Raw genomic sequence first — 22,795 nt, forward strand, 5'->3', positions numbered from 1 at the left:
TCTCAGCCGTCCCGGGGGGCCGCGCCCGGCAGCTGCCAGCTGGCGGTGATCTTCATGGCGGCCTGTGCGCTGCCCCCGGCGATGCCGAGCTTGAGGTCCTGCCCGATCTGCACGCCGAACTCCACGGAGAGTTCCTGCGGGGGATTCTCCGAGTGGGCGACGGAGTCGTGCACTTCCTGGAGGAGCGGGCCGAGCGGACTGAGCACCGCGCGCAGCCCGTCCCCGGCGAGCGCGGCGACCCGCTCCCGGCCCCGGCCCACCGGCTCGACGGTGCCGGCACCGTCGGGCAGATCCGGGCGTGCGGCGGGCACGGTGGGCGCCGGTGCCCCGACGGGGGAGAGGGCGAGGCGGACCAACGTGCGGTCGGACAATTGCAGTTCGGCGTACTCCGGCATCCGTCCATTGTGCCGTCAGCCACCCCTGTGGCCACCCGTTTCTCACGATCCGGGCGCGTCCGGACGCGTACATGACCAGGTGTCGGGCGAGGGCCGGACGCGGGCGGCACCTGCGACGCCCTGTTACCGGGCCCGACCGTCGCTGCCGAACGGACTTACGGGAACGTACTGTTGGGCCGCCGGCGAGCCGGGCACCGGACCGGCGGCGACGGGCCGCCGGGGGCAGGGAACGGGAGGCGCACACCATGACCGAGGACGGCACCACCGCGGGCGGGCTCTCTTTGGACGCCGCCCGGCAGGCGCTCGCGGCACAGCCGTTCAGCGGCCTGCTGGGCGCGCGGATCACGGAGTTCGGGGCCGGTGGCGCGACGCTGGAGCTGGACATCCGCGCCGAGCTGGAGCAGCAGCACGGCTTCGTGCACGGCGGGGTGCTCTCGTACGCGGCCGACAACGCGCTCACCTTCGCGGCCGGCGCGGTGCTCGGCCCGGCGATCGTGACCGGTGGCTTCTCGATCCAGTACCTGCGCCCGGCGCGCGGGCGGGTGCTCCGGGCGCGGGCCGAGGTGGTGCACGCGGGGCGTCGGCAGGCCGTCTGCCGCTGCGACCTCACGGTGACCGGCGAGGACGGCACGGAGACGCTGTGTGCGGTGGCGCAGGGAACGGTGATGTCCCTGAACGAGCGAGGCCGGGGCGAGCTCACCACCTAATGTCCTGACAATGTGACCTCTGGACTTCCCGTCATGGGCGCGGGCGGATACCCTCACCAGCGTGGGGAAACAAGAAGCAGTCACCGAGGGCGCCGAGGGCCCTGTCCAGTTCAGCGTCGACCGGAGCAGCCCGGTCCCGCTGTACTTCCAGCTGTCCCAGCAGCTGGAGGCCGCGGTCGAGACCGGCAAGCTGGCCCCGGGCAGTCTGCTCGGCAACGAGATCGAGCTGGCGGGCCGGCTGGGCCTGTCCCGGCCGACCGTCCGGCAGGCCATCCAGTCGCTGGTGGACAAGGGGCTGCTCGTCCGCCGCCGTGGCATCGGCACCCAGGTCGTGCACAGCCAGGTCAAGCGTCCGCTGGAGCTGAGCAGCCTCTACGACGACCTGGAGGCGGCCGGCCAGAAGCCCGCCACGAAGGTGCTGCTGAACACCACCACCGAGGCCACCGCCGAGGTCGCCGCCGCCCTCGGCGTCGCCGAGGGCGCGGAGGTCGCGCTCGTCGAACGGCTCCGGCTCACCCACGGCGAGCCCATGGCCCACCTGCGCAACCACCTCCCCCTCGGGCTGATCGACCTGGAGACCGAGCAGCTGGAGAGCACCGGCCTGTACCGCCTGATGCGCAACGCCGGGATCACCCTGCACAGCGCCCGTCAGGCGGTCGGCGCCCGGGTCGCCGACGCGGCCGAGGCCGCGCGGCTGGCCGAGGAGGAGGGCGCTCCGCTGCTCACCATGCAGCGCACGACCTTCGACGACACCGGCCGGCCCGTCGAATTCGGCTCCCACGTCTACCGGGCCTCGCGGTACGCCTTCGAGTTCCAGCTCCTCGTCCGCCCCTGAGCGTGACGCTTCGTCGGGTAAGGATGTTCTGACAAACCATTGACGTGGTGTGTCGTGCGCCGCTAGAACTCCTCCTGCCGCACTCGGGCGGCGGGGGAACGGAGGCGGTTCACGATGCGTACCGTGCGCAGGACCCGTACGGCCCATGCCGGGGCACGCGCCGCGGCGGGCGCGCTCGCGGCGCTCCTGTTCGCCGCCGGCTGCAGCGACTCCGGTGGCAAGCGGTCCGAGGGCGCCGCTTCCGGTGTCTCCGGGAAGGCCGCCGGCACGCCCCGCATGACCATCGGGATGGTCAGCCACTCGGGGGAGGGCGACACCTTCTGGGACATCGTCCAGACCGGCGCCGAGCAGGCGGCGAAGAAGGACAATGTGAAATTTCTCTACGCCAACGACAAGGAAGGGTCGCGCCAGGCCGAGCTGGTCCGCAGCATGACCGACCAGAAGGTCGACGGGCTGATCGTGACGCTCGCCAAGCCGCAGGCCCTGAAGGCGGCGGTGCGGTCCGCCGTCCGGGCCGGCATTCCGGTGATCACCATCAACTCCGGCGGCGAGTTCTCGAAGGCGTACGGCGCGCTCACGCACATCGGCCAGGACGAGTCCGTCGCGGGCCGGGCGGTCGGTGACGAGCTGAACGAGCGGCACCGGAAGAAGGCCCTGTGCGTGATCCACGAGCAGGGGAACGTCTCCCTGGAGGACCGTTGCGCCGGGGTGAAGAAAGCATTCCGCGGTACGGTCGAGAATCTGAACGTCGACGGGACGAACGCACCGTCCTCCCAGTCGTCGATCGAGGCCAAGCTCCAGTCGGACAAGGGCATCGACGCGATCGTCACGCTCGGCGCCCCCATGGCCGCGATCTCGGTCAAGGCCGGGGAGCAGGCCGGCAGCGCCGCGCGGATCGCGACCTTCGACCTGAACGCCGCCGTGGTGAAGAGCCTCAAGGCGAAGGACATCGCCTTCGCCGTCGACCAGCAGCCCTACCTCCAGGGGTACGAAGCGGTCGATCTGCTCTGGCTGAACCGGACCAATGCGAACGTACTGGGCGGCGGCCGTCCGGTGCTGACCGGTCCCGCCGTCGTCACCGGCACGGACGTACCGGCGCTGGAGAAGTACACCGCTCGCGGGACCCGCTGACCCCGGGACGAACAGGCATAACGGATACTTGGCGGTTGGGTCCGACCCGTCGGACCCGGGAAATGACTACGGACAGTGAGATCCACAGGGATCCAGCGATCCAACGAGAAGGGCACGACCTCGTGGCAAGGGTTCGGACAGGGGCACGCGCGCTCGGCGCGGTGCTGGCAGGGGTGCTCGGCCTGGCCCTGGCGGGCTGCAGCGCCACCGGCGGCAAGCGGGCCGAGGAGGCGCGCGAGGCGCAGGTGGCCGGCGGCCGGGCGGCCGTGAACACCCCGAAGTGGACCTTCGCGATGGTCAGCCACTCGGGCGACGGCGACACCTTCTGGGACATCGTGCAGAACGGCGCCAAGCAGGCGGCCGCCAAGGACAACATCAAGTTCGTCTACGGGCACGACGAGGAGGGCAGCCGTCAGGCGCAGCTCGTGCAGTCCTACATCGACCAGAAGGTCGACGGGCTGATCGTCACGCTCGCCAAGCCGGACGCCATGAAGGGCGCGCTCGCCAAGGCCGAGAAGGCCGGCATCCCGGTGATCACTGTGAACTCCGGCTCCGAGGTCTCCGAGAAGTACGGCGCGCTGTCCCACATCGGCCAGGACGAGTCGATCGCCGGCGAGGCGGTCGGCGAGGAGCTGAACAAGCGCCACCGGAAGAAGGCGCTGTGCGTCCTGCACGAGCAGGGCAACGTCGGCCACGAGCAGCGCTGCGACGGCGCCGAGAAGACCTTCGACGGCAAGCTGAAGCGGCTGTACGTCGAGGGCACCAACATGCCCGACGTGCAGTCCTCCATCGAGTCCCAGCTCCAGGCCGACCCGAAGATCGACTCCGTGGTCACGCTGGGCGCGCCCTTCGCGCCCACCGCCGTGAAGGCCAAGGAACAGGCGAACAGCAAGGCCGAGATCGACACCTTCGACCTGAACGCGCAGGTCGCCGACGGTCTGAAGGACGGCTCCCTGGGCTTCGCCGTCGACCAGCAGCCCTACCTCCAGGGCTATCAGGCGGTGGACCTGCTCTGGCTGTACAAGTACAACTCCGACGTCCTCGGCGGCGGCCGTCCCGTCCTCACCGGACCCCAGGTGGTCACCAAGAAGGACGCCGCCGCGCTGGCCGAATACACGAAGCGGGGGACCCGATGAGCACCGCAGCGCCACCCGCTGAACCGCACGACACGAAGCCGGCCGGCGGCCCGGACGAGCGCCTCGTGCACCGGTCGCTCGCCCGCCGTCTGATGGGCCGCCCCGAGCTGGGCGCGGTGGTCGGCGCGATCGCCGTCTTCGTGTTCTTCTCCTTCGCGGCGAACACCTTCCTGCAGGCCGACAGCCTCTCGACGGTGCTGTACGCGTCCTCGACGATCGGCATCATGGCCGTGCCGGTCGCGCTGCTGATGATCGGCGGCGAGTTCGATCTGTCGGCCGGCGTGATGGTCGTCAGCTCCGCGCTGGTCTCGTCGATGTTCAGCTACCAGATGACCGCCAACACCTGGGTGGGTGTCGGGGTGTCCCTGCTGGTCACCCTCGCCATCGGCGTCTTCAACGGCTTCCTGCTGACCCGTACGAAGCTGCCCAGCTTCATCATCACGCTCGGCACGTTCTTCATGCTGACCGGCCTGAACCTCGGCTTCACCAAGCTGATCAGCGGCACGGTCTCCACGAAGACCATCGCCGACATGGAGGGGTTCGAATCGGCCCGGGTGCTCTTCGCCTCCCACCTCACGGTCGGCGGCGTGGACATCCAGGTCACGATCATCTGGTGGCTCGCGCTGATCGCGCTCGCCACCTGGGTCCTGCTGCGCACCCGCGTCGGCAACTGGATCTTCGCGGTGGGCGGCAACGCCGACGCGGCCCGCGCGGTCGGCGTCCCGGTCACCAAGACCAAGATCGGCCTCTACATGGGCGTCGCCTTCGCCGCCTGGATCTCGGGCCAGCACCTGCTGTTCTCCTACGACGCGATCCAGTCCGGCGACGGCGTCGGCAACGAATTCCTCTACATCATCGCGGCGGCCGTCGGCGGCTGCCTGATGACCGGCGGCTACGGCTCGGCCATCGGCGCCGCGGTCGGCGCCTTCATCTTCGGCATGGCCAGCAAGGGCATCGTGTACGCCCAGTGGAACCCGGACTGGTACAAGTTCTTCCTCGGGGCGATGCTGCTGCTCGCCACGCTGCTGAACGCCTGGGTCCGCAAGCGCGCGGAGGCGAGCAAATGAGTACCGCGACCGACCGTGACCCCGGCACGGAATCCCGTACGCCGCTCGTCGAGCTGCGCGACGTCAGCAAGTTCTACGGCAACGTCAAGGCCCTCGAAGGCGTCTCGCTGGAGGTGCACCCGGGGGAGATCTCCTGCGTCCTCGGCGACAACGGTGCCGGCAAGTCCACCCTCATCAAGATCATCGCGGGGCTGCACCAGCACGACGCCGGCGCCTTCACCATCGAGGGCGAGGACGCCCGGCTCTCCTCCCCGCGCGAGGCCCTGGACCGCGGCATCGCCACCGTCTACCAGGACCTCGCCGTCGTTCCCCTGATGCCGGTCTGGCGGAACTTCTTCCTCGGCTCCGAGCCGACGACCGGCTTCGGTCCGTTCAAGCACCTCGACGCCCGCGCCATGCGCGAGATCACCCGGTCCGAGCTGCTGCGCATGGGCATCGATCTGCGCGACGTGGACCAGCCCATCGGCACCCTCTCCGGCGGCGAGCGGCAGTGCGTGGCCATCGCCCGCGCCGTCTACTTCGGCGCCAAGGTCCTCGTCCTGGACGAGCCGACCGCCGCGCTCGGCGTCAAGCAGTCCGGCGTGGTCCTCAAGTACGTCGCCGCCGCCCGGGACGCGGGCCTCGGCGTCGTCCTGATCACCCACAACCCGCACCACGCCTACCTCGTCGGCGACCGCTTCGTCCTCCTCAAGCGCGGCACCATGGCGGGCAGCCACCTGAAGTCGGAGATCGCGCTGGAGGAGCTGACCCGCCAGATGGCGGGCGGCAGCGAGCTGGAACAGCTCAGCCACGAACTGGAGCGCGCGCCGGCTCCGGAGCATCTGGGCGGTCACCCCCGGCACTGAGCGGATCCCGGGCCCGGAGTGCGCGACGAGTACGCGGTACGGGAGCGGCGCGCGGGGCGGCTTCCGCGGGGGCACCGGTTCCCGGCGGTAGCTTCACGGTGCGGGCGGTCGCACGTCGCGGCGCCCGCACCGTACCGCCCACGCACAGGAGGCCCGACATGACCAGCGCCCCGAGCGGCGAGAACACCATGCGCGCGATCAGCCAGGACGCACTCGGCGGGCCTGATGTGCTGCGGATGACCGAGGTGCCGCGGCCCGTGCCGCTGCCGACCGAGGTGCTCGTACGCGTGCACGCCGCGGGCGTGAACCCGGTGGACTGGAAGACCCGGCAGGGCGGTGGCATGGCGGCCGTGCTCGGCGACCCGCCGTTCACCGTGGGCTGGGACGTCTCCGGCGTGGTCGAGGAGGTCGGCTTCGGCGTGCACACCCTCGCGGTGGGCGACGAGGTGTACGGCATGCCGTGGTTCCCGCGCCAGGCCGCCGCCTACGCGGAGTACGTCACGGCCCCCTCCCGGCAGTTCGCCCGCAAGCCCGCCCTGCTGGACCACGAGCACGCCGCCTCGGTGCCGCTCGCCGCGCTCACCGCCTGGCAGACGCTGGTGGACACGGCACAGGTGACGGCCGGGCAGCGGGTGCTGATCCACGCGGCCGCCGGCGGCGTCGGCCACTTCGCCGTGCAGTTCGCCAAGTACCTCGGGGCCCATGTCATCGGCACGGCGAGCGCCGCCAAGCACGACTGGCTGCGCGGCCTGGGCGCCGACGAGCTGGTCGACTACACCGCCGTCCGCTTCGAGGAAGTGGTGAGCGAGGTCGACGTCGTCATCGACCTGGTCGGCGACGACAAGGACGACACCAGCACCCGGTCGCTGGGCACGCTCCGCTCCGGCGGCCTGCTGATCGCCGTGCCCTCCGGCGTCGCGCCCGAACTGGTGGACACCGCCCGCCAGCTGGGTTTGCAGGCGTGCGGCTTCCTCGTGGAGCCGGACGGCGCCGCCCTCACCCGGATCGCCGAACTGCTCGACGAGGGTGTGGTGAAGGCCGAGGTGGAGGACGTGCTCCCGCTGGAGCACGCGGCCGAGGCGCACCGCCGCGGCGAGGCGGGCCGTACCCGCGGCAAGCTCGTCCTGCGCGTCAGCGGCTGAGCGCCCGGCGTCCGTCGGGGCGGCCGCGCGGTGCGTCAGCGCTTCGACAGCTCCAGCTCCCTGGCGTGCCGCGCCGCCGCCGCGGCCTCGCCCCGGTGCACCGGGCCGTGCCCGGGCAGGACGACGTCGGCCTCCAGCTTCTCCACGATGGCCAGCGACTCCAGCGCCCGCGCGCGGTCGGTGTCGAACATCTGGGGGAGCAGCTGCGGACCGCGCAGCCGCGAGGTGGGGTGGCCGGACACCAGCCCGTCGCCGGTGATCAGCGCGCCGACCGCCGGCAGGTGGTACGCGCAGTGCCCCCGGGTGTGCCCCGGCATGTGTACCGGCACGGGGCGGCCAGGCAGGTCCAGCGCGCCGTCCTTCGGGAACGGCTGAGGGCCGGTCACCGGTACGGCCTTGAGGCCGTCCGACCGCACCGCGTGCACGAGCCACGGGAGGACGCCGGGCCGCCAGGCGTTCTTCAGCACCTCGCCCACCGTGACCTGGTTCAGGAACTCCCGCCGCGCGTGCGGGACCTCCGCCTCGTGCATCAGCACCGGCACCTTGTGCTCGCGCGCGAACCATTCGGCCGAGCCGATGTGGTCGCCGTGCGCGTGTGTGATCAGGACCGCGGCCACGGCGTCCGGCCGGTGCCCCAGCGCGGCCAGCGACGCCACCACCTGGTCGTGGTCACCGGGATAGCCGGTGTCCACCAGTGTCACGGCGTCGCCGTCCTCCAGGATCACCCAGTTGGTGTTCGAGCCGTGCACCAGATACGTACCGGTGCCGACCTGCACGAGCGCGTCGTCGCGCATCGCCCGCCCCTTCCTCGCCCCGAAGGCCGTATGGATCTTGCAATCTCCCGAGCCTAGACGTCCGGCCGGCCAGGCGGTAGCCGGGAAGGTGCGCACCCGGCCGTCCACCTGACGGCCGGTAAAACACGTACTCCCTACGGGTGATCGTTGGTACGGTCCGGGCATGTCCGACAGCCCCGGAACATCCCCCGGTCCCGTCACCGCAGCCGACGTCGAGCAGGCCGTCCGGCTGGCCGTCACCACTCTGCGCGAGGGGGCCACCGCCGACTGGAGCGTGCCCGCCGGCGCCCTGGAGTGGGACTGCTGGGAGACCACCGAGCACCTCGCCGACGACCTCTTCTGCTACGCCGCCCAACTGGGCCCGGCCGTCCCGCCGGTGGACACGCACGTGCCGTTGCAGTGGGCGCAGGCACGGCCCGGCGGCCCGGGAAACGCCTTCTTCGCCGACCGGGCGGCGGGTCCGGCCGGACTCCTCGTGCTGCTCGAGGCGAGCGGCGCGATCCTGACGGCCGTTGTGCGTACGGCGTCGCCGGACAAGCGCGCCTTCCATGTCTTCGGGGTGTCGGATCCCGAGGGGTTCGCGGCGATGGGGGTCGTCGAGACGCTGGTCCACGTGCACGACATCGTGGCGGGGCTCGGTCTGGAGTGGACGCCGCCGGCGGACCTGTGCGACCGGGTGCTGGCCCGGCTCTTTCCGGACGCCCCCGAGGACCCGGACCGCTGGGCCGCGTTGCTGTGGTGCACGGGCCGTACGGAGCTGCCGGGCCTTCCGCGGCGTACGGAGTGGCGCTGGTACGGCGCTCCGGAAAAGTAAGGGGTGCCGGCCCCCGAAGGGGCCGGCACCAGGAGGGGTACTGCGGTTACGTCACTTGTTGGCGCACTGCCCACTCGTGGGGTTGAGCAGCGACACCACGTGGACGCCCGTGCCGCAGACGTTCACCGGCACATGGAGCGGCACCTGGATCGTGTTGCCGGACACGACACCCGGCGAGTGGCTGCTGCTTCCCTGAGCGCCCGAGTCGGCGGCGGCGGCGCCGGCGCCACCGACGATGGCGGCAGTGGCCAGGACGGCCGCGGCTGCGGTGGTACGGATGCGCATAGCGTTCTCCTCACAGAGGGCGGAACATCAACGGCTCCCATCAGAACCCAACTCCGCCGCGGCGGCCCGCCGAGTTCGTCCGTCAGGGGCACACCACCCGGAAAAAACCCCTGTGACCTGCACATTCGTCGATTCCCCCAAGCGAAGTACGGGCCGGCGGCGCGGGTTAGTGGCCCTTGTATCCGCGTGTCCTCGTGTCCGGTAGGGGAGAAACGGTGCATTCGGCGCCAGGCGCCCCTAAGGCGATTCTTATATGTGTATTTGGTAGCGTACGAGGGTGCGGCTGACGAAGTTCACCGACCTGGCGCTCCGAGCCGTGATGCGCCTGGCGGTCTCCGAAGGGGACGCGTACCCGACCACCCGTGAGGTCGCGGACGCGATGAACGTTCCGTACACCCACACGGCGAAGGCCGTCACCCGGCTCCAGCACCTCGGCGTGGTCGAGGCCCGCCGGGGCCGCGGCGGCGGGCTCGGGCTCACCGAGCTCGGCCGGCGGGCGTCGATCGGCTGGCTGGTACGGGAGTTGGAGGGGTCGGGTGAGGTCGTGACCTGCGAGGGGGACGCGCCCTGTCCGCTGCGTGGCGCCTGCCGGCTGCGGCGCGCGCTGCGCGAGGCGCAGGAGGCGTTCTACGCCACCCTCGACCCGGTCACCGTGACCGATCTGGTCTCCTCACCGACCGGTCCCGTGCTCGTCGGTCTCGCGGGCCGCCCGCCGGAGTGACCCCGGTACGGCTCCGCGGTGTCACCGCGGTGATGCGGCCACTCGCGCAGATAAATGCGAATTTAAAAAGCGAATTAAGGAGTCGTCGTGCTCTCGGAACAGTCCCGCCCTCTCGTCCGCGCCACCCTGCCCGCGGTCGGCGCGGCCATCGGTGAGATCACCGAGCTCTTCTACCGCAAGCTCTTCGCCGACCGGCCGGAGCTGCTGCGCGACCTCTTCAACCGCGGGAACCAGGCCACCGGCGAGCAGCAGCAGGCCCTCGCCGGCTCGATCGCGGCCTTCGCGGGCCTGCTCCTGGAGCGCCCCGACGCACGCCCCGACGCGCTGCTCGGCCGCATCGCCCACAAGCACGCCTCCCTCGGCGTCACCTCCGAGCAGTACAAACTCGTCCACCAGCACCTCTTCGCGGCCCTCGCCGAGGTGCTCGGCGACGCGGCGACACCCGAGGTGGCCGCCGCCTGGGACGAGGTCTACTGGCTGATGGCCAACGCCCTGATCGCCACCGAGACCCGCCTCTACCAGGAGGCCGGCGTCCCCGAGGGCTCCACCTGGCGGCCCATGGAGATCACCGGGCGGCACGAGGAGACCCCCGACGCGGTCTCCTTCCTCCTGCGGCCCGCCGACGGCGGCCCCGCCGCCCCCTTCACCCCCGGCCAGTACGTCAGCGTCCAGGTGGAGCTGCCGGACGGCGCGCGCCAGATCCGCCAGTACAGCCTGTCCGCCGCGCCCGGCGGCCCGCGGTGGCGGATCACCGTCAAGCGGGCGGCGGGCGACCCGGCGGGCGAGGTCTCCTCCTGGCTGCACGCGCACGCGCGCCCCGGCGACGTCCTCGCCGTCTCCCGACCCTTCGGTGACGTGGTGCTGCCCGAGGGTGACGGGCCGCTGCTGCTGGCCTCCGCCGGCATCGGCACCACGCCCGTACTGGCGATTCTCGGCCATCTCGCCGCCACCGGCGCCACCCGCCCGGTGGTCGTGCTGCACGGCGACCGGACCCCGGCCGGCCACGCACACCGGGACGAGCTGCGCGCACTGGTCCGCTCGCTCCCCGCCGCCGAGCTGCACCTCTGGTACGAGGGCCCCGTGACTCAGCAGGTCGCCGCTCCGGAGGCCGTGCGGGGCCGCCCCACCGTCGCGGGCCTGGCCCTGCCGGCGGGCCTGACCGCCTACCTCTGCGGTCCGCTGCCCTTCCTGCGCGCCCTCCGCGGTGACCTGCTGGGCCGCGGGGTCCCCGCCGAGGCGGTGCACTACGAGGTCTTCGGCCCCGACCTCTGGCTCGGCCAGGACTGACGGGCGGCCGCCGGGGCAGGCCCGCGGCGCACCGGCGGGCGTGGTTCCCGCAAACCCCGGACTTTGAGAAAGCCCACAGGTCAGAGGGTTGCGGTGCGCCGTAGGGCGGCTTTGATGCACAATCGCACGGCGGGTGGGCTGCGCCTGCCCGGACGTGACCCGAGGCCATGGCCTCCCGACATCGCACAGGGACGTGACGAGCCGAGCATGAGTACGTACCGGGACAGGGTGCACCGTGGATCGGCGCGGGCGACCGTGCTGCGCACGGTCGGCACCCGGGAACGCCGTTCGCACCTCAGCGCGCCCCGCGTGCCCACCGTCGGTATCGACATCGGCGGGACGAAGGTCATGGCGGGCGTGGTGGACGCCGACGGGAACATCCTGGAGAAGGTCCGCACCGAGACGCCGGACAAGTCCAAGAGCCCGAAGGTGGTCGAGGACACCATCACCGAACTGGTGCTGGACCTCTCCGACCGGCACGACGTGCACGCCGTGGGCATCGGCGCGGCCGGCTGGGTCGACGCCGACCGCAGCCGCGTCCTCTTCGCCCCGCACCTGAACTGGCGCAACGAGCCGCTGCGCGAGCGCCTCGCGGGCCGCCTCGCCGTCCCCGTCATGGTGGACAACGACGCGAACACCGCGGCCTGGGCCGAGTGGCGCTTCGGCGCCGGGCGCAACGAGGACCACCTCGTGATGATCACGCTCGGCACCGGCATCGGCGGCGCGATCCTGGAGGACGGCCAGGTCAAGCGCGGCAAGTACGGCGTGGCCGGTGAGTTCGGGCACATGCAGGTGGTGCCGGCGGGCCATCGCTGCCCGTGCGGCAACCGCGGCTGCTGGGAGCAGTACAGCTCCGGCAACGCGCTGGTCCGCGAGGCCCGCGAGCTGGCCGCCGCTGACTCCCCGGTCGCGTACAACATGATCGAGCGGGTCGGCGGGCACATCCCGGACATCACCGGGCCGCTGATCACCGAGCTGGCGCGCGAGGGCGACGCGATGTGCGTCGAGCTGTTCGCCGAGATCGGCCAGTGGCTGGGCGTGGGCATCGCCAACCTCGCCGCCGCGCTCGATCCGTCCTGCTTCGTCATCGGCGGTGGCGTCAGCGCCGCCGACGACCTGCTGCTCGGCCCGGCCCGGGACGCCTTCCGGCGCACCCTCACGGGGCGTGGCTACCGCCCCGAGGCCCGCATCGCCCTGGCCCAGCTCGGCCCCGAGGCCGGCATGGTCGGCGCCGCCGACCTCGCGCGGCTGGTGGCCCGCCGCTTCCGCCGCGCCAACCGCCGCCGGGTCGAACGCTACGAACGCTACGAACGGGCCGGCCGCCGATGACCGACGTGGAACAGGCTCCCGTGAGCGAACACCCCGAGCGCCCCGACCGCGCCGAGTCCGCCGACGGCCCGGGCGGCCCCGGGCCGTCCGGCCCCTCGGACCCCGGCGGGCCCGCCGCTCCCGAGGGCGGGGCGCACGCGCCGCCGCCGAGCCGGCGCCGCCGCTGGCTCACCGGGTTCGTCGTCTTCCTGCTGATCGCCATCCCGGCCGGCTACCTCGCGATCTCCGCAGCGCAGAGCCGTGACAGCGGCCAGGAGAAGGAGGAGCGGGCGGCCATGGCGGGGCTCACCTGGCACTGGCCCTCGAAGGTGCAGCGGCGCATCTACGACGTGCGGATACCGGCCTACTCGTACCCGGTCGCCTTCTTCGAGACCAACTCCTTCAAGACCAGCTCGCTGTACGTGACGTTCCGTACCTCCCAGGACGGCCTGGACGAGTTCCTGAAGAACTACGGACGCACCCGTGCCGATCTGAAGAAGGACGCCGTCACGATCTCGCCGGAGCAGGCGAAGCGGGTCAAGTGGGACTTCTCGATCGGGGACGGCTACGCGGGCATGGTCCACGAGCAGAAGGAGCCGCGGCCCACGCAGCGGATCACGGTCGACTTCGCCGAGGACGGCCACCCCGTGGTGTACGTGCTCTCCACGACCCGGTTCTGAGGCGGCGGCCGGCCGCGTCGCACGGCCCGGACGGACGGGTTCCGGTGGCGAAACTCTGATGGAGAACGCCGACCGGATCACAGTCGGGCGTTCCGGGCCAGCCGGTTATGAGCCGAATCCGCCGCCATGACCGACTCTTCAGGCCGGAACGGCGTCCGATTGCTGACCCGGGTGTCAGGAGTGGGCGGTTTGATTGGGTAGCGTGGCCGGGTGAGCGAGAAGACCCTGCAGCACCGGATCGACGGCCCCGACGACGCGCCCGTACTTGTCCTGGGTGCCTCACTGGGCACCACCTGGCACATGTGGGACCGGCAGATACCCGAACTGACCCGCCAGTGGCGCGTCATCCGCTTCGACCTGCCGGGACACGGCGGGTCCCCCGCGTATCCCGCCGCCTCGGTCGCCGAGCTCGCCGACCGCGTGATCGCCACCCTCGACGGCCTCGGCGTGGACCGCTTCGGCTACGCCGGCTGCGCCATGGGCTCGGCCATCGGCGCCCAGCTCGCGCTCGCCCACCCCCAGCGCCTCACCTCGCTCGCGCTGGTCTCGGCCTCGCCCCGCTTCGGTACTGCCGACGCCTGGCGGCAGCGCGGCGTGGTGATCCGTACCAACGGCCTCGACCCGATCGCCCGCTCCGCGCCCGAGCGGTGGTTCACGCCCGGCTTCGCCGCCGCCCAGCCCGCCATCATCGAGTGGGCCGTACAGATGGTGCGCACCACCGACCCCGGCTGCTACATCGCCGCCTGCGAGGCGCTGGCCGCCTTCGACATCCGGGGCGAGCTCGGCAGGATCTCCGCGCCCACCCTCGTCGTCGTGGGCTCCGAGGACCTGGTCACCCCGACCGCCGACGCCCGCACCCTCGTCGCCGGCATACAGGACGCGGGTCTCGCCCTGGTGCCCGGCACCTCGCACCTCGCCCCGGTCGAGCAGCCGTCCGCCGTCACCGAGCTGCTCATCCGGCACTTCTCCACCGCCTGGCAGGACAAGCCGGCCGGGCAGGCGGCCCTCGGCGCCACCCCGCCCAAGCCGGTCCTCGACCCGGCCCCGCCGCAGCCCCAGCCCCAGCCGCCGGCCGTGGCCATCGAGCCCGCCGCCGAGCAGCCGGAGATGGTGCGCACCGGCTCCTACGACGCCGGCATGAAGGTCCGCCGCGAGGTGCTGGGCGACGCGTACGTGGACCGCGCCGAGGCCGCCGCCGACGACTTCACCGGCGACTTCCAGGACTTCGTCACCCGCAACACCTGGGGCGAGGTGTGGACCCGCTCCGGCCTGGACCGCCGCACCCGCAGCGTCATCACGCTCACCGCGCTGGTCACCAGCGGCCACCTGGACGACCTGGCCGTCCACGTCCGCGCCGCGCTCCGCAACGGCCTCACCCCGGCGGAGATCAAGGAAACTCTGATCCACACCGCGGTCTACTCCGGCATGCCGGCCGCGAGCGCCGCCTTCAAGGCCGCCCAGCGCGTCATCCGCGAGGAGACCACGCCGGAGGACTGACCTTTCCGGTCCGCCTGCCGCACAGGTCCGCGCGGCAGGATGGGGGCATGGAACTCGAACTCACCAAGAAGACCCACGCCTGTGTCCGGCTGGCCAAGGACGGGCGGACGCTGGTCATCGATCCCGGTGTTTTCAGCGAGGAGGACGCGGCCGTCGGCGCGGACGCGATCCTGATCACCCACGAGCACCCCGACCACTTCGCCGAGGACCGGCTGCGGGCCGCCATGGACGCGAACCCGGCCGCCGAGATCTGGACCCTGGCCTCGGTCGCCGAGCAGATCTCGGCCGTGTTCCCCGGCCGGGTGCACACCGTCGGCGAGGGCGACGCCTTCACCGCGGCGGGCTTCGAGGTCGAGGTGCACGGGCAGCTGCACGCCGTGATCCACCCCGACATCCCGCGGGTCACCAACGTCGGCTACTTCGTCGACGGCTCGGTCTTCCACCCCGGCGACGCGCTCACCGTCCCCGGCCGCCCGGTCGACACCCTGCTGCTGCCCGTGCACGCCCCCTGGAACAAGGTCTCCGAGGTCATTGACTACGTGCGCGAGGTCCGGCCGCGGCGCGCCATCGACGTCCACGACAGCCTGCTCCAGGAGCACGCCCGGCCGATCTACGACCGCATGATCGGCCAGCTCGGCGGCGCCGACCACGGCCGCCTCACCCCTGGTCAGGCCGAGTCGCTGGGCTGAGGACGGCGACTGTCGGAGGCGGGCGGTAGGTTGGCACTCATGCGCATCGCGACCTGGAACGTCAATTCGATCACCGCCCGCCTTCCCCGGCTGCTGGCCTGGCTGGAGAACACCGGCACGGACGTGCTGTGCGTGCAGGAGACCAAGTGCTCCAAGGAGCAGTTCCCTTTCGACGAGCTGCGCGAGCTGGGGTACGAGGCGGCGGTCAACGCCACGGGCCGGTGGAACGGCGTGGCGATCCTCTCCAAGGTGGGCCTGGCGGACGTGGTCGAGGGCCTGCCCGGCGACCCGACGTACGACGGCGCTGCGGAGCCGCGCGCCGTCTCGGCCACCTGTGGCCCGGTCCGCGTCTGGTCGGTGTACGTCCCCAACGGCCGTGAGGTCGACCACCCGCACTACGCCTACAAGCTCCAGTGGTTCGAGGCGCTGAAGGCCGCGGTCGCGGGCGACGCGGCGGGCAGCCGCCCGTTCGCGGTGCTGGGCGACTACAACGTCGCGCCGACGGACGACGACGTCTACGACCTCGCCGCCTTCGAGGGCGCCACGCACGTCACCCCGGCCGAGCGCGCCGCCCTCGCCGACCTGCGCGGCGCGGGCCTGACCGACGTCGTGCCGCGCCCCCTGAAGTACGACCACCCCTTCACGTACTGGGACTACCGCCAGCTCTGCTTCCCGAAGAACCGCGGCATGCGCATCGACCTGGTGTACGGCAACGAGCCGTTCGCCAAGGCCGTCTCGGACTCCTACGTCGACCGCGAGGAGCGCAAGGGCAAGGGCGCTTCGGACCACGCCCCGGTGGTCGTCGACCTGGACGTGTGACGTCCCGGGCGGGGCGCCGCACGACGCCCCGCCCGCCGCTCACGGCACGAGCTTGCGCAGCTCCACCGATTCCGCGAGCGCCTTGAGCCCCTCGTCGCCGGGGTGCAGATGGTCGCCGCTGTCGTAGGCGGGCAGCATCCGCTGCGGCCGCTGCGGGTCGCGGATCACCGCGTCGAAGTCCAGTACGGCGTCCACGGCGCCGCCGCTGTTCCGGATGAACGCGTTGACCGCCTGCCGCCGCTGGTCGACCTCCGGATAGCAGTCGGCGTACCCCTCGCAGGGCGCGACCGTCGCGGCCACCACCCGCAGCCCCCGCTCGTGGGCCCGCCGGGCGATGTTCCGCAGGCCCTCGATCACCTCGGCCGCCGAGGTGCCGGACCGCACGTCGTTGATGCCCTCGAAGACCACGACCGTACGGGCCGAGCTCTGCGCCAGGACGTCCCGCTCCAGCCGGTGCTGGGCGCTGACGCCGCCGGTGTCGGTGCTGATGCCGTCGCCCTTGTAGCGGTCGGTGACGATGCGGTTCGCCGAGATGCCGTGGTTGATCACGCCGTACCTGGGCAGCGCGTTCTGCTGCTGGAAGCGGCGCGCGAGGACGTCGGGCCAGCGCCGGTTGGCGCCGCTGGTGGACTTCACGCCGTCGGTGATCGAGTCGCCGAGCGCCACGATCGACCCGGGCCCGCCGGTGACATCGACGCCTGAGAGGAACGGCCAGGTGGTGAGGGTGCCGGTGTAGGCAGCGGCACCCGCGTCGCGGGTGCGGTCGCCGCTGCCGGCCGCGCTCACGTACGACTGCTGGATGGCTTCCTTGTGCACGGGCGCCGCGCCGACCGGGCCCGCGAGGTGAAAGCTGACCAGCAGGTTGGTGTCGGCGGGGACGGTGAAGCGGACGGGGTCGCTGAAGGCCTGCGCCCCGGCGGGGATGCGGGCGGAACGCTTGCCGCCGAAGGTGAGCGGTACGGGCTTGCCGGCCGCCTGCGCGCCGCTGCCCTGGACGGCGACGCTCGCCGCGCCGATGTCGACGGGCGTGGCCGCGAAGGTGTTCTCCAGCCGGATGCGGGCCTGCCGGCCGCCGGCGCCCGCGTGCACCACCAGCCGCAGCGTCTGGTCCCGCCACGGCCCGACCTTGGTGTAACCGGCGCTGCTGGCCGCCCAACTGCCGGTCCAGCCGGAGGTGTCACGGCGCAGCGCCGCCGAGAAGACGTGCAGGTCACGGTCGGGTCCGGGGTCCTCGGGGAGGGTGACGGAGCGGACCTGCCGGCCGGTGCTCACGGGCACCGTCACCGCGTACAGCCGGACCGTCTCGGTGCGCTGTCCGGTGGCGGAGTTCAGGTGGGGGAGGGCCACCGCCTTCGTGCTGAGCGGGCCCGTCCGCCAGTCCGGCGCGGTCAGTTCGTACGTGCTGCGCGAGCCGTCCCGGTACTGGACCGTGCCGGTGCCGGTGACGTCCCCGCCGGTCGCGGCGACCAGGAAGGTCAGTGCGGTGCCCTGCCCGGAGAGCCGGACCGCCTGGCCGTCGGCGCGTACGTTGTCGTGCTTGCCGTGGGCGGTGTGCGGCCAGGTCAGCCGGGTCGCGTCGAGGTCCAGCGAGCGGCCGGGCGTCCAGCCGGCCGCGGCGAGGTCCTGGGCGGAGAGGGAGTTGCCGGCGCCGTCGAAGTCGGCGCCGCCGGCTCTGGTGTCGTCGCTGACCGCGGTGTTGTCGAAGAGTCTCGCCAACGGCTGTGGCGAGGCGGTGGTTTGGGGGTCGGCGGCGGTCGCCGGGACGGCGGTTCCCGCGACCGTGAGGGCGAGAGCGAGCGGAACGGTGGTGCCCCATTGTCGTACGCGCATCAGTCGTCTCCTTGGGTGGCGGGTGAGCCAGGGGATGAGCGTGATCCGGTCGAGCCGACACGAGCGCCATGAACGTAGAGAGGCGGGTGGGGAGCGTCAAGGAAGCACGGAGTGACGACCGGATGACCCGGGCACCGCGCGCCTGTGGCCGCTGCCCGGGTGGGAGTGGGACGCTGCACTACATGAACATGTCTTTCCTGGACAAGTGGCGCAAGCACCCCGTGGCCCCCGGCGGGGTGAACCTCGACCCCGAGGCCACCGCCGAACTGCTGTCGGAGTGCGAGCTGCTGCGTGCCCAGGCCGAGTCGGAAGGCGTGGAACTGGACGACTCCCCGGGGTCGTTGGCCGACCTGGACCAGCTGCGTCCGGTCTGGCGGGAGGACCCGGAGGTCGAGCCCTGGCTCGGCAACGACGCCGGTCTCTACCTCGGCACCGTGCTCGTGCGCACGGTGCAGGGCGCCGCCTGGAAGATGTGGCCCGACGGGCAGCCCGTGGTGCGGATGCCGTCCGGGCGCGAGGTGGACGTCGTGGCCGCGGGTATGGAGTGGGCGGCCAGCGGCGCTCCCGAACTCTCCCGCCTCTACACCGAGGTCGCCGGCAGCTGAGCGGCGCCGGCCCGCGGCCGGTGTCCTCCGGCGGTGCCGCGCTTTCCGTGGCGGGCCGTCAGCGCCCGCTAGACGAACGCGATGTCGTACGCCAGCCGCCAGCGGTCGGCCCGTACGACGATGTCCGAGGTCTCCACAGGCCGGCCGTCCGCGTCGAAGTGGGTGCGCTCGACCACCGTGACGCAGCTGCCCGGCGGGCAGCCCAGGGACTCCGCCTCGGGGCTGGAGGCGGACCGGGAGCCGACCCGCTCCTCGGCGCGCACCACCCGGATGCCGATGGCCGCCATCCGCCCGCGCACGCCGCGGCGGGCGTAGGGCCCGCACTCGGGGAACACCACGTCCGTGCCGTCGGTGATGGCCAGCGGTTCCCAGCTGGTCGCGAGCTGCACCGGCTGGCGGTCGGCGAGGTACTCGTACTGGGAGCACACTACGGTCTCGCCCTGCGCGATCCGCAGCCGCCGGGCCACCGGTGCGGTCGCCGGCACCGTCGTGGAGGTCGCCTCCCACGTCAACGGCGTGCCGTCCGGACACTTCGCAAGGGTGATGCTGGCCGCGAAGGGTGAATCGACCGCGCCGGTGGAGCGCAGCAGGGTGCCCAGCGGTGCCCGGTCCGCGACGAACACCCCGCGCCCGAACTGTCCTTCCGCGTACCCCGCCGTCTTCAGCAGCCGTACCGCCCGGTCCACGGTCTGGTCGCTGGCCTCGTACGCGCGCTTCAGCTCGGCGCGGGAGGGGATGCGGGCGCCGACCGCGAGGACGCCCTCGTCGATCTGCCGCCGCAGGTCGTCGGCGATGCGCTGGAAGACAGGCCGGTGCTCACCCATGCCCGACAGGCTAGGTACGCAGGCGCGTTCTGTGTACCTAGGGACTCCGGGGAATTGCAGGCTGCCGGGGGGAACGCCCGGCGCCGCTCCGGGCGTGTCCTCGATCGCCCGACCGGCGTTATTTGGGGTAGTTTGCGAGATCTCCGCTGGTACGGACGAGAGTGAGCAGGGCTGCATATGGCCGGTGACGCGCTGATCGAGATGCGCAGGGTCAACAAGTACTACGGGAAACTCCACGTCCTTCAGGACATCGACCTCACCGTCGGCCGCGGCGAGGTGGTCGTCGTCATCGGCCCCTCCGGCTCCGGCAAGTCGACCCTCTGCCGCACGATCAACCGCCTCGAACCGATCCAGTCCGGCACCATCTCGCTGGACGGCCGCCCGCTCCCCGAGGAGGGCCGCGAGCTGGCCCGGCTGCGCGCCGAGGTCGGCATGGTCTTCCAGTCCTTCAACCTCTTCGCGCACAAGACGGTGCTGGCGAATGTGGCGCTCGCGCCGATGAAGGTGCGGAAGACGCGGAAGGAGGCGGCCGAGCAGCGGGCCCGCGAACTCCTGGACCGGGTCGGGCTCGCCGCGCACGCCGACAAGTACCCGGCCCAGCTCTCCGGCGGCCAGCAGCAGCGCGTGGCCATCGCCCGCGCGCTGGCCATGGATCCCAAGGCGCTCCTCTTCGACGAGCCGACCTCCGCGCTCGACCCGGAGATGATCAACGAGGTGCTGGAGGTCATGCGGCAGCTCGCCCGGGACGGCATGACCATGGTCGTCATCACCCACGAGATGGGCTTCGCCCGCTCGGCCGCCAACCGCGTGGTCTTCATGGCGGACGGGTGCATCGTCGAGGACCGCACTCCCGAGGACTTCTTCACGGCTCCGGAGAGCGACCGCGCCAAGGACTTCCTCTCCAAGATCCTCAAGCACTGAAGCGGGGGTGACCGCAGTGAAGACGTTCCCACGGGCCGCAGCGGCTGTGCTGCTCGCCCTGCTCGCCGTCCTCGCCGCCGCCTGCGGCAAGCCCGGCAGCCCGCCCGCCAAGGGGCCGCGCGGCGACGAGCTGCCGGACTACCCCGTACAGACCCGCTTCCAGCTGCCCGACTCGCCCACCTGGCAGAAGGCGAAGCGCCGCGGACACTTCGTCGTCGGCGTCAAGGAGGACCAGCCCTACCTGGGTGAACGCGACCCGGCCTCCGGGGAGTACCGCGGCTTCGACATCGAGATCGCCAAGATGCTCTCCGCCGCGCTCGGCTTCGACCCCAAGGGCATCACCTACAAGACGATCGCCTCGGCCAACCGCGAGACCGCCCTGCAGAACGGCCAGATCGACTACTACGTCGGCACGTACACCATCAACGCCCTGCGCAAGAAGCAGGTCGGCTTCGCCGGCCCGTACTACATGGCGGGCCAGGGCCTGCTGGTGCGCAAGGACGAGAAGGACATCAAGGGCCCGAAGGACCTGGCCGGCAAGCGGGTCTGCTCGGCCGCGGGCTCGACCCCGTACCAGCGCATCAAGGCCGACTACCCCAAGGCCGTGCTCGTCGCGTACGACACCTACTCCGTCTGCGTCGACAACCTGCTCACCTTCCAGGTCGACGCGGTCACCACCGACGACGCGATCCTGCTCGGCTACGCCGCCAAGGCGCCCGACGAGATGAAGCTCGTCGGCAAGCCGTTCTCCGAGGAGCCCTACGGCGTCGGCGTCCCGCTGAAGGACCCCGCGCTGCGCTTCGCGATGGACGACGCGCTCGCCGCCGACCAGAAGGACGGCAACTGGAAGAAGGCCTACGACGCCACCCTCGGGCTCTCCGGAGTGCCCGCGCCGAAGCCGCCCAGGATCGACCGCTACACGGTGAGCTGAGGGAGCCCCCGACACCCATGGACGTACTGACCCACAACTGGTCCCTCTACGGCAAGGGCATGCTCGGCACCGTCGAGCTCACCGTCTTCGCCTCGCTGCTCGCCCTCGTGCTCGGCGTGATCATGGCGGGCTTCCGGGTCGCCCCGGTCGGCTCGCTGCGCGTCTTCGGCACGGTGTGGGTGACGGTGCTCCGCAACACCCCGCTCACCCTGCTGTTCTTCGCCGTCCTGCTCGGCCTGCCGCGCTTCGGCCTGGCCCTGCCCTTCAACGTCTTCGCGATCCTCGCGCTCGGCTGCTACACCTCGGCCTTCATCTGCGAGGCGGTGCGCTCCGGCATCAACACCGTGCCCGTGGGCCAGGGTGAGGCGGCCCGGAGCCTCGGCATGACGTTCGGTCAGACGCTGGGCACGGTGGTGCTGCCGCAGGCGTTCCGTACGGTCATCCCGCCCGTCGGCTCCACGCTGATCGCGCTGGCCAAGAACTCCGCGATCGCGGGCTCCTTCAGCGTCGTCGAGCTGCTCGGCACCTACAAGACCCTCAACGAGCTGGGCTACAGCATCATCTGGTCCTTCATCTGGATCGCCGTCGGCTATCTGATCGTGACCCTGACCATCAGCGCGCTGTTCAACGTGCTGGAGAAGCGCTGGGGAGTCGCCCGATGAGCAGCACCGCCCTGTACGACGTCCCGGGCCCGAGAACCCGCGCCCGCCACCGCCTCTACGGGGCCCTGGCGACCGTCGTGATCCTCGCCCTGCTCGCCTGGGCCTGCTACCTCCTCCACGACACGGGGCAGTTCGAGGGGCAGAAGTGGACGCCCTTCGAGTACCAGGGCATCCAGGAGCTGCTGCTGCGGGGGCTGGGCAACACGCTCAAGGCGTTCGCCATCGCGGCGGTGCTCTCGCTGGTGCTGGGCACGGTGCTGGCCGCCGCACGGCTCTCCCGGCACCGGCCGGTCCGCTGGCTGAGCACCCTGCTGGTGGAGTTCTTCCGCGCCATGCCCGTACTGGTGATGATCTTCTTCATCTACGTGGCGCTGCAGGCCGAGCCGCTGACCGCGCTGGTGGTCGGCCTGACGCTCTACAACGGCTCGGTGCTCGCCGAGGTCTTCCGCGCGGGCGTGCACTCCGTCGAGCGCGGCCAGCACGAGGCGGCGTACGCGCTGGGCATGCGCAAGACGCAGGTCATGACGCACGTACTGGTCCCGCAGGCGGTGCGCGCCATGCTGCCCACGATCATCAGCCAGCTGGTCGTCGCGCTGAAGGACACCTCGCTCGGCTTCCTGATCACCTACGAGGAGTTCCTGCACGCCGGCAAGCTGATCGCCTCCAACCTCGACTACGACCTGCCGTTCATCCCCGTCGTGCTGGTCATCTCGCCCATCTACATCGGGATGTGCATGCTGCTCTCCTGGTTCGCCAACTGGGTCGGCAAGCGGCAGCGGCGCAACCCGAAGGTCGAGGGCGAGGTCGGGGCCGCCGAGCCGGGCACGCTGCTGCCGGGCGGGCCGCAGCAGTGACCCGCCCGGCGGTGCC

The 22,795-nt window shown here is 71.7% G+C and carries 25 protein-coding genes; 20 read left to right on the plus strand and 5 right to left on the minus strand.

Annotated features, from left to right (window positions below; translation table 11 throughout):
- Positions 1 to 2: 2 nt before the first annotated feature.
- Entirely contained in the window at positions 3 to 395 is a 393-nt protein-coding gene (locus ACZ6WH_RS29635) for a CU044_2847 family protein (RefSeq protein WP_469732054.1), read from the minus strand.
- A 245-nt stretch (positions 396 to 640) separates the two neighbouring features.
- Between ACZ6WH_RS29635 and ACZ6WH_RS29640 the strand changes: the two genes are divergently transcribed.
- The 7 genes from ACZ6WH_RS29640 (at position 641) to ACZ6WH_RS29670 (ending at position 7,258) form a co-directional block, all read left to right on the plus strand.
- On the plus strand, positions 641 to 1,102 hold the full coding sequence (locus tag ACZ6WH_RS29640; RefSeq protein ID WP_469732056.1) for a PaaI family thioesterase: 462 nt from the start codon (positions 641 to 643) through the stop codon (positions 1,100 to 1,102).
- A 61-nt stretch (positions 1,103 to 1,163) separates the two neighbouring features.
- Positions 1,164 to 1,937, plus strand: a complete 774-nt coding sequence (locus ACZ6WH_RS29645; protein WP_469732058.1) for a GntR family transcriptional regulator — start codon at positions 1,164 to 1,166, stop codon at positions 1,935 to 1,937.
- Positions 1,938 to 2,051: 114 nt separating this feature from the next.
- Positions 2,052 to 3,068 (plus strand): sugar ABC transporter substrate-binding protein, encoded by a 1,017-nt coding sequence (locus ACZ6WH_RS29650; protein ID WP_469732060.1) that lies wholly within the window; start codon positions 2,052 to 2,054, stop codon positions 3,066 to 3,068.
- A 122-nt stretch (positions 3,069 to 3,190) separates the two neighbouring features.
- Positions 3,191 to 4,204: a sugar ABC transporter substrate-binding protein gene (locus ACZ6WH_RS29655; protein WP_432859979.1), complete on the plus strand. Its 1,014-nt coding sequence runs from the start codon at positions 3,191 to 3,193 to the stop codon at positions 4,202 to 4,204.
- A complete protein-coding gene (locus ACZ6WH_RS29660; RefSeq protein WP_469732063.1) occupies positions 4,201 to 5,271 on the plus strand; it encodes an ABC transporter permease in 1,071 nt (356 codons plus the stop codon). The genes ACZ6WH_RS29655 and ACZ6WH_RS29660 overlap by 4 nt, the downstream gene beginning before the upstream one ends.
- A complete protein-coding gene (locus ACZ6WH_RS29665) occupies positions 5,268 to 6,116 on the plus strand; it encodes an ATP-binding cassette domain-containing protein (protein WP_432859983.1) in 849 nt (282 codons plus the stop codon). Before ACZ6WH_RS29660 ends, ACZ6WH_RS29665 begins: the two co-directional genes overlap by 4 nt.
- A gap of 158 nt (positions 6,117 to 6,274) precedes the next feature.
- Positions 6,275 to 7,258, plus strand: a complete 984-nt coding sequence (locus tag ACZ6WH_RS29670) for an NADP-dependent oxidoreductase (protein ID WP_469732066.1) — start codon at positions 6,275 to 6,277, stop codon at positions 7,256 to 7,258.
- A gap of 35 nt (positions 7,259 to 7,293) precedes the next feature.
- Here ACZ6WH_RS29670 and ACZ6WH_RS29675 read toward each other — a convergent pair whose 3' ends face one another.
- Complete coding sequence (locus ACZ6WH_RS29675) at positions 7,294 to 8,052, minus strand: MBL fold metallo-hydrolase (RefSeq protein ID WP_469732067.1); 759 nt, start codon at positions 8,050 to 8,052, stop codon at positions 7,294 to 7,296.
- A 163-nt stretch (positions 8,053 to 8,215) separates the two neighbouring features.
- On the opposite strand from ACZ6WH_RS29675, the gene ACZ6WH_RS29680 reads away from it, so the two are divergent.
- Positions 8,216 to 8,866: a hypothetical protein gene (locus ACZ6WH_RS29680; protein WP_469732068.1), complete on the plus strand. Its 651-nt coding sequence runs from the start codon at positions 8,216 to 8,218 to the stop codon at positions 8,864 to 8,866.
- 51 nt (positions 8,867 to 8,917) lie between these two features.
- Here the strand turns inward: ACZ6WH_RS29680 and ACZ6WH_RS29685 are convergent, their stop codons facing one another.
- Positions 8,918 to 9,151, minus strand: a complete 234-nt coding sequence (locus tag ACZ6WH_RS29685; protein ID WP_399713514.1) for a chaplin — start codon at positions 9,149 to 9,151, stop codon at positions 8,918 to 8,920.
- Between the two features lie 277 nt (positions 9,152 to 9,428).
- Here ACZ6WH_RS29685 and ACZ6WH_RS29690 point away from each other — a divergent pair, with 277 nt between their 5' ends.
- The 7 genes from ACZ6WH_RS29690 to ACZ6WH_RS29720 all read left to right on the plus strand — a co-directional run bounded on the left by ACZ6WH_RS29690 (position 9,429) and on the right by ACZ6WH_RS29720 (position 16,152).
- On the plus strand, positions 9,429 to 9,872 hold the full coding sequence (locus ACZ6WH_RS29690; RefSeq protein WP_469732070.1) for an RrF2 family transcriptional regulator: 444 nt from the start codon (positions 9,429 to 9,431) through the stop codon (positions 9,870 to 9,872).
- An 87-nt stretch (positions 9,873 to 9,959) separates the two neighbouring features.
- Positions 9,960 to 11,159 carry a globin domain-containing protein gene (locus tag ACZ6WH_RS29695; protein ID WP_469732072.1) on the plus strand — a complete coding sequence of 400 codons (1,200 nt, stop codon included), beginning with the start codon at positions 9,960 to 9,962 and terminating at the stop codon, positions 11,157 to 11,159.
- Between the two features lie 207 nt (positions 11,160 to 11,366).
- Positions 11,367 to 12,488 carry an ROK family glucokinase gene (locus ACZ6WH_RS29700; protein ID WP_361566915.1) on the plus strand — a complete coding sequence of 374 codons (1,122 nt, stop codon included), beginning with the start codon at positions 11,367 to 11,369 and terminating at the stop codon, positions 12,486 to 12,488.
- 20 nt (positions 12,489 to 12,508) lie between these two features.
- The gene (locus ACZ6WH_RS29705; protein ID WP_469732074.1) at positions 12,509 to 13,147 is read left to right on the plus strand and encodes a hypothetical protein; all 639 of its coding nucleotides are present in this window, start codon (positions 12,509 to 12,511) and stop codon (positions 13,145 to 13,147) included.
- Between the two features lie 210 nt (positions 13,148 to 13,357).
- Positions 13,358 to 14,644, plus strand: a complete 1,287-nt coding sequence (gene pcaDC / locus ACZ6WH_RS29710; RefSeq protein ID WP_432859998.1) for a bifunctional 3-oxoadipate enol-lactonase/4-carboxymuconolactone decarboxylase PcaDC — start codon at positions 13,358 to 13,360, stop codon at positions 14,642 to 14,644.
- Positions 14,645 to 14,691: 47 nt separating this feature from the next.
- Entirely contained in the window at positions 14,692 to 15,333 is a 642-nt protein-coding gene (locus tag ACZ6WH_RS29715; protein WP_469732076.1) for an MBL fold metallo-hydrolase, read from the plus strand.
- A 39-nt stretch (positions 15,334 to 15,372) separates the two neighbouring features.
- Positions 15,373 to 16,152: an exodeoxyribonuclease III gene (locus ACZ6WH_RS29720; protein WP_432860002.1), complete on the plus strand. Its 780-nt coding sequence runs from the start codon at positions 15,373 to 15,375 to the stop codon at positions 16,150 to 16,152.
- A 39-nt stretch (positions 16,153 to 16,191) separates the two neighbouring features.
- Here the strand turns inward: ACZ6WH_RS29720 and ACZ6WH_RS29725 are convergent, their stop codons facing one another.
- Positions 16,192 to 17,982 carry an SGNH/GDSL hydrolase family protein gene (locus tag ACZ6WH_RS29725; RefSeq protein ID WP_469732079.1) on the minus strand — a complete coding sequence of 597 codons (1,791 nt, stop codon included), beginning with the start codon at positions 17,980 to 17,982 and terminating at the stop codon, positions 16,192 to 16,194.
- Between the two features lie 182 nt (positions 17,983 to 18,164).
- Here ACZ6WH_RS29725 and ACZ6WH_RS29730 point away from each other — a divergent pair, with 182 nt between their 5' ends.
- Positions 18,165 to 18,587: a DUF6278 family protein gene (locus ACZ6WH_RS29730; protein ID WP_432860006.1), complete on the plus strand. Its 423-nt coding sequence runs from the start codon at positions 18,165 to 18,167 to the stop codon at positions 18,585 to 18,587.
- Positions 18,588 to 18,655: 68 nt separating this feature from the next.
- Here the strand turns inward: ACZ6WH_RS29730 and ACZ6WH_RS29735 are convergent, their stop codons facing one another.
- Positions 18,656 to 19,411: a GntR family transcriptional regulator gene (locus ACZ6WH_RS29735; RefSeq protein WP_399713490.1), complete on the minus strand. Its 756-nt coding sequence runs from the start codon at positions 19,409 to 19,411 to the stop codon at positions 18,656 to 18,658.
- A 177-nt stretch (positions 19,412 to 19,588) separates the two neighbouring features.
- Here ACZ6WH_RS29735 and ACZ6WH_RS29740 point away from each other — a divergent pair, with 177 nt between their 5' ends.
- From ACZ6WH_RS29740 to ACZ6WH_RS29755, 4 genes are read left to right on the plus strand one after another with little or no spacing between them, the layout of a single operon-like run.
- On the plus strand, positions 19,589 to 20,332 hold the full coding sequence (locus ACZ6WH_RS29740; RefSeq protein WP_432860008.1) for an amino acid ABC transporter ATP-binding protein: 744 nt from the start codon (positions 19,589 to 19,591) through the stop codon (positions 20,330 to 20,332).
- 16 nt (positions 20,333 to 20,348) lie between these two features.
- Complete coding sequence (locus tag ACZ6WH_RS29745; RefSeq protein ID WP_432860010.1) at positions 20,349 to 21,263, plus strand: glutamate ABC transporter substrate-binding protein; 915 nt, start codon at positions 20,349 to 20,351, stop codon at positions 21,261 to 21,263.
- Between the two features lie 17 nt (positions 21,264 to 21,280).
- Positions 21,281 to 21,925 carry an amino acid ABC transporter permease gene (locus ACZ6WH_RS29750; RefSeq protein WP_361566941.1) on the plus strand — a complete coding sequence of 215 codons (645 nt, stop codon included), beginning with the start codon at positions 21,281 to 21,283 and terminating at the stop codon, positions 21,923 to 21,925.
- The gene (locus tag ACZ6WH_RS29755; RefSeq protein WP_469732083.1) at positions 21,922 to 22,779 is read left to right on the plus strand and encodes an amino acid ABC transporter permease; all 858 of its coding nucleotides are present in this window, start codon (positions 21,922 to 21,924) and stop codon (positions 22,777 to 22,779) included. The genes ACZ6WH_RS29750 and ACZ6WH_RS29755 overlap by 4 nt, the downstream gene beginning before the upstream one ends.
- Positions 22,780 to 22,795 lie beyond the last annotated feature (16 nt).

The organism is Streptomyces sp. NPDC050806 (assembly GCF_055586425.1).

Excerpts from the sequence above, each read along its gene's own strand:
- ACZ6WH_RS29750 (WP_361566941.1), top strand. The coding sequence starts at position 21,281 with ATGGACGTACTGACCCACAACTGGTCCCTCTACGGCAAGGGCATGCTC.
- ACZ6WH_RS29735 (WP_399713490.1), bottom strand. The coding sequence starts at position 19,411 with ATGGGTGAGCACCGGCCTGTCTTCCAGCGCATCGCCGACGACCTGCGG.
- ACZ6WH_RS29660 (WP_469732063.1), top strand. The coding sequence starts at position 4,201 with ATGAGCACCGCAGCGCCACCCGCTGAACCGCACGACACGAAGCCGGCC.
- ACZ6WH_RS29650 (WP_469732060.1), top strand. The coding sequence starts at position 2,052 with ATGCGTACCGTGCGCAGGACCCGTACGGCCCATGCCGGGGCACGCGCC.
- ACZ6WH_RS29665 (WP_432859983.1), top strand. The coding sequence starts at position 5,268 with ATGAGTACCGCGACCGACCGTGACCCCGGCACGGAATCCCGTACGCCG.
- ACZ6WH_RS29635 (WP_469732054.1), bottom strand. The coding sequence starts at position 395 with ATGCCGGAGTACGCCGAACTGCAATTGTCCGACCGCACGTTGGTCCGC.
- ACZ6WH_RS29675 (WP_469732067.1), bottom strand. The coding sequence starts at position 8,052 with ATGCGCGACGACGCGCTCGTGCAGGTCGGCACCGGTACGTATCTGGTG.
- ACZ6WH_RS29720 (WP_432860002.1), top strand. The coding sequence starts at position 15,373 with ATGCGCATCGCGACCTGGAACGTCAATTCGATCACCGCCCGCCTTCCC.
- ACZ6WH_RS29740 (WP_432860008.1), top strand. The coding sequence starts at position 19,589 with ATGGCCGGTGACGCGCTGATCGAGATGCGCAGGGTCAACAAGTACTAC.
- ACZ6WH_RS29725 (WP_469732079.1), bottom strand. The coding sequence starts at position 17,982 with ATGCGCGTACGACAATGGGGCACCACCGTTCCGCTCGCTCTCGCCCTC.
- ACZ6WH_RS29755 (WP_469732083.1), top strand. The coding sequence starts at position 21,922 with ATGAGCAGCACCGCCCTGTACGACGTCCCGGGCCCGAGAACCCGCGCC.
- ACZ6WH_RS29730 (WP_432860006.1), top strand. The coding sequence starts at position 18,165 with ATGAACATGTCTTTCCTGGACAAGTGGCGCAAGCACCCCGTGGCCCCC.
- ACZ6WH_RS29670 (WP_469732066.1), top strand. The coding sequence starts at position 6,275 with ATGACCAGCGCCCCGAGCGGCGAGAACACCATGCGCGCGATCAGCCAG.
- ACZ6WH_RS29640 (WP_469732056.1), top strand. The coding sequence starts at position 641 with ATGACCGAGGACGGCACCACCGCGGGCGGGCTCTCTTTGGACGCCGCC.
- ACZ6WH_RS29685 (WP_399713514.1), bottom strand. The coding sequence starts at position 9,151 with ATGCGCATCCGTACCACCGCAGCCGCGGCCGTCCTGGCCACTGCCGCC.
- ACZ6WH_RS29680 (WP_469732068.1), top strand. The coding sequence starts at position 8,216 with ATGTCCGACAGCCCCGGAACATCCCCCGGTCCCGTCACCGCAGCCGAC.
- ACZ6WH_RS29700 (WP_361566915.1), top strand. The coding sequence starts at position 11,367 with ATGAGTACGTACCGGGACAGGGTGCACCGTGGATCGGCGCGGGCGACC.
- ACZ6WH_RS29715 (WP_469732076.1), top strand. The coding sequence starts at position 14,692 with ATGGAACTCGAACTCACCAAGAAGACCCACGCCTGTGTCCGGCTGGCC.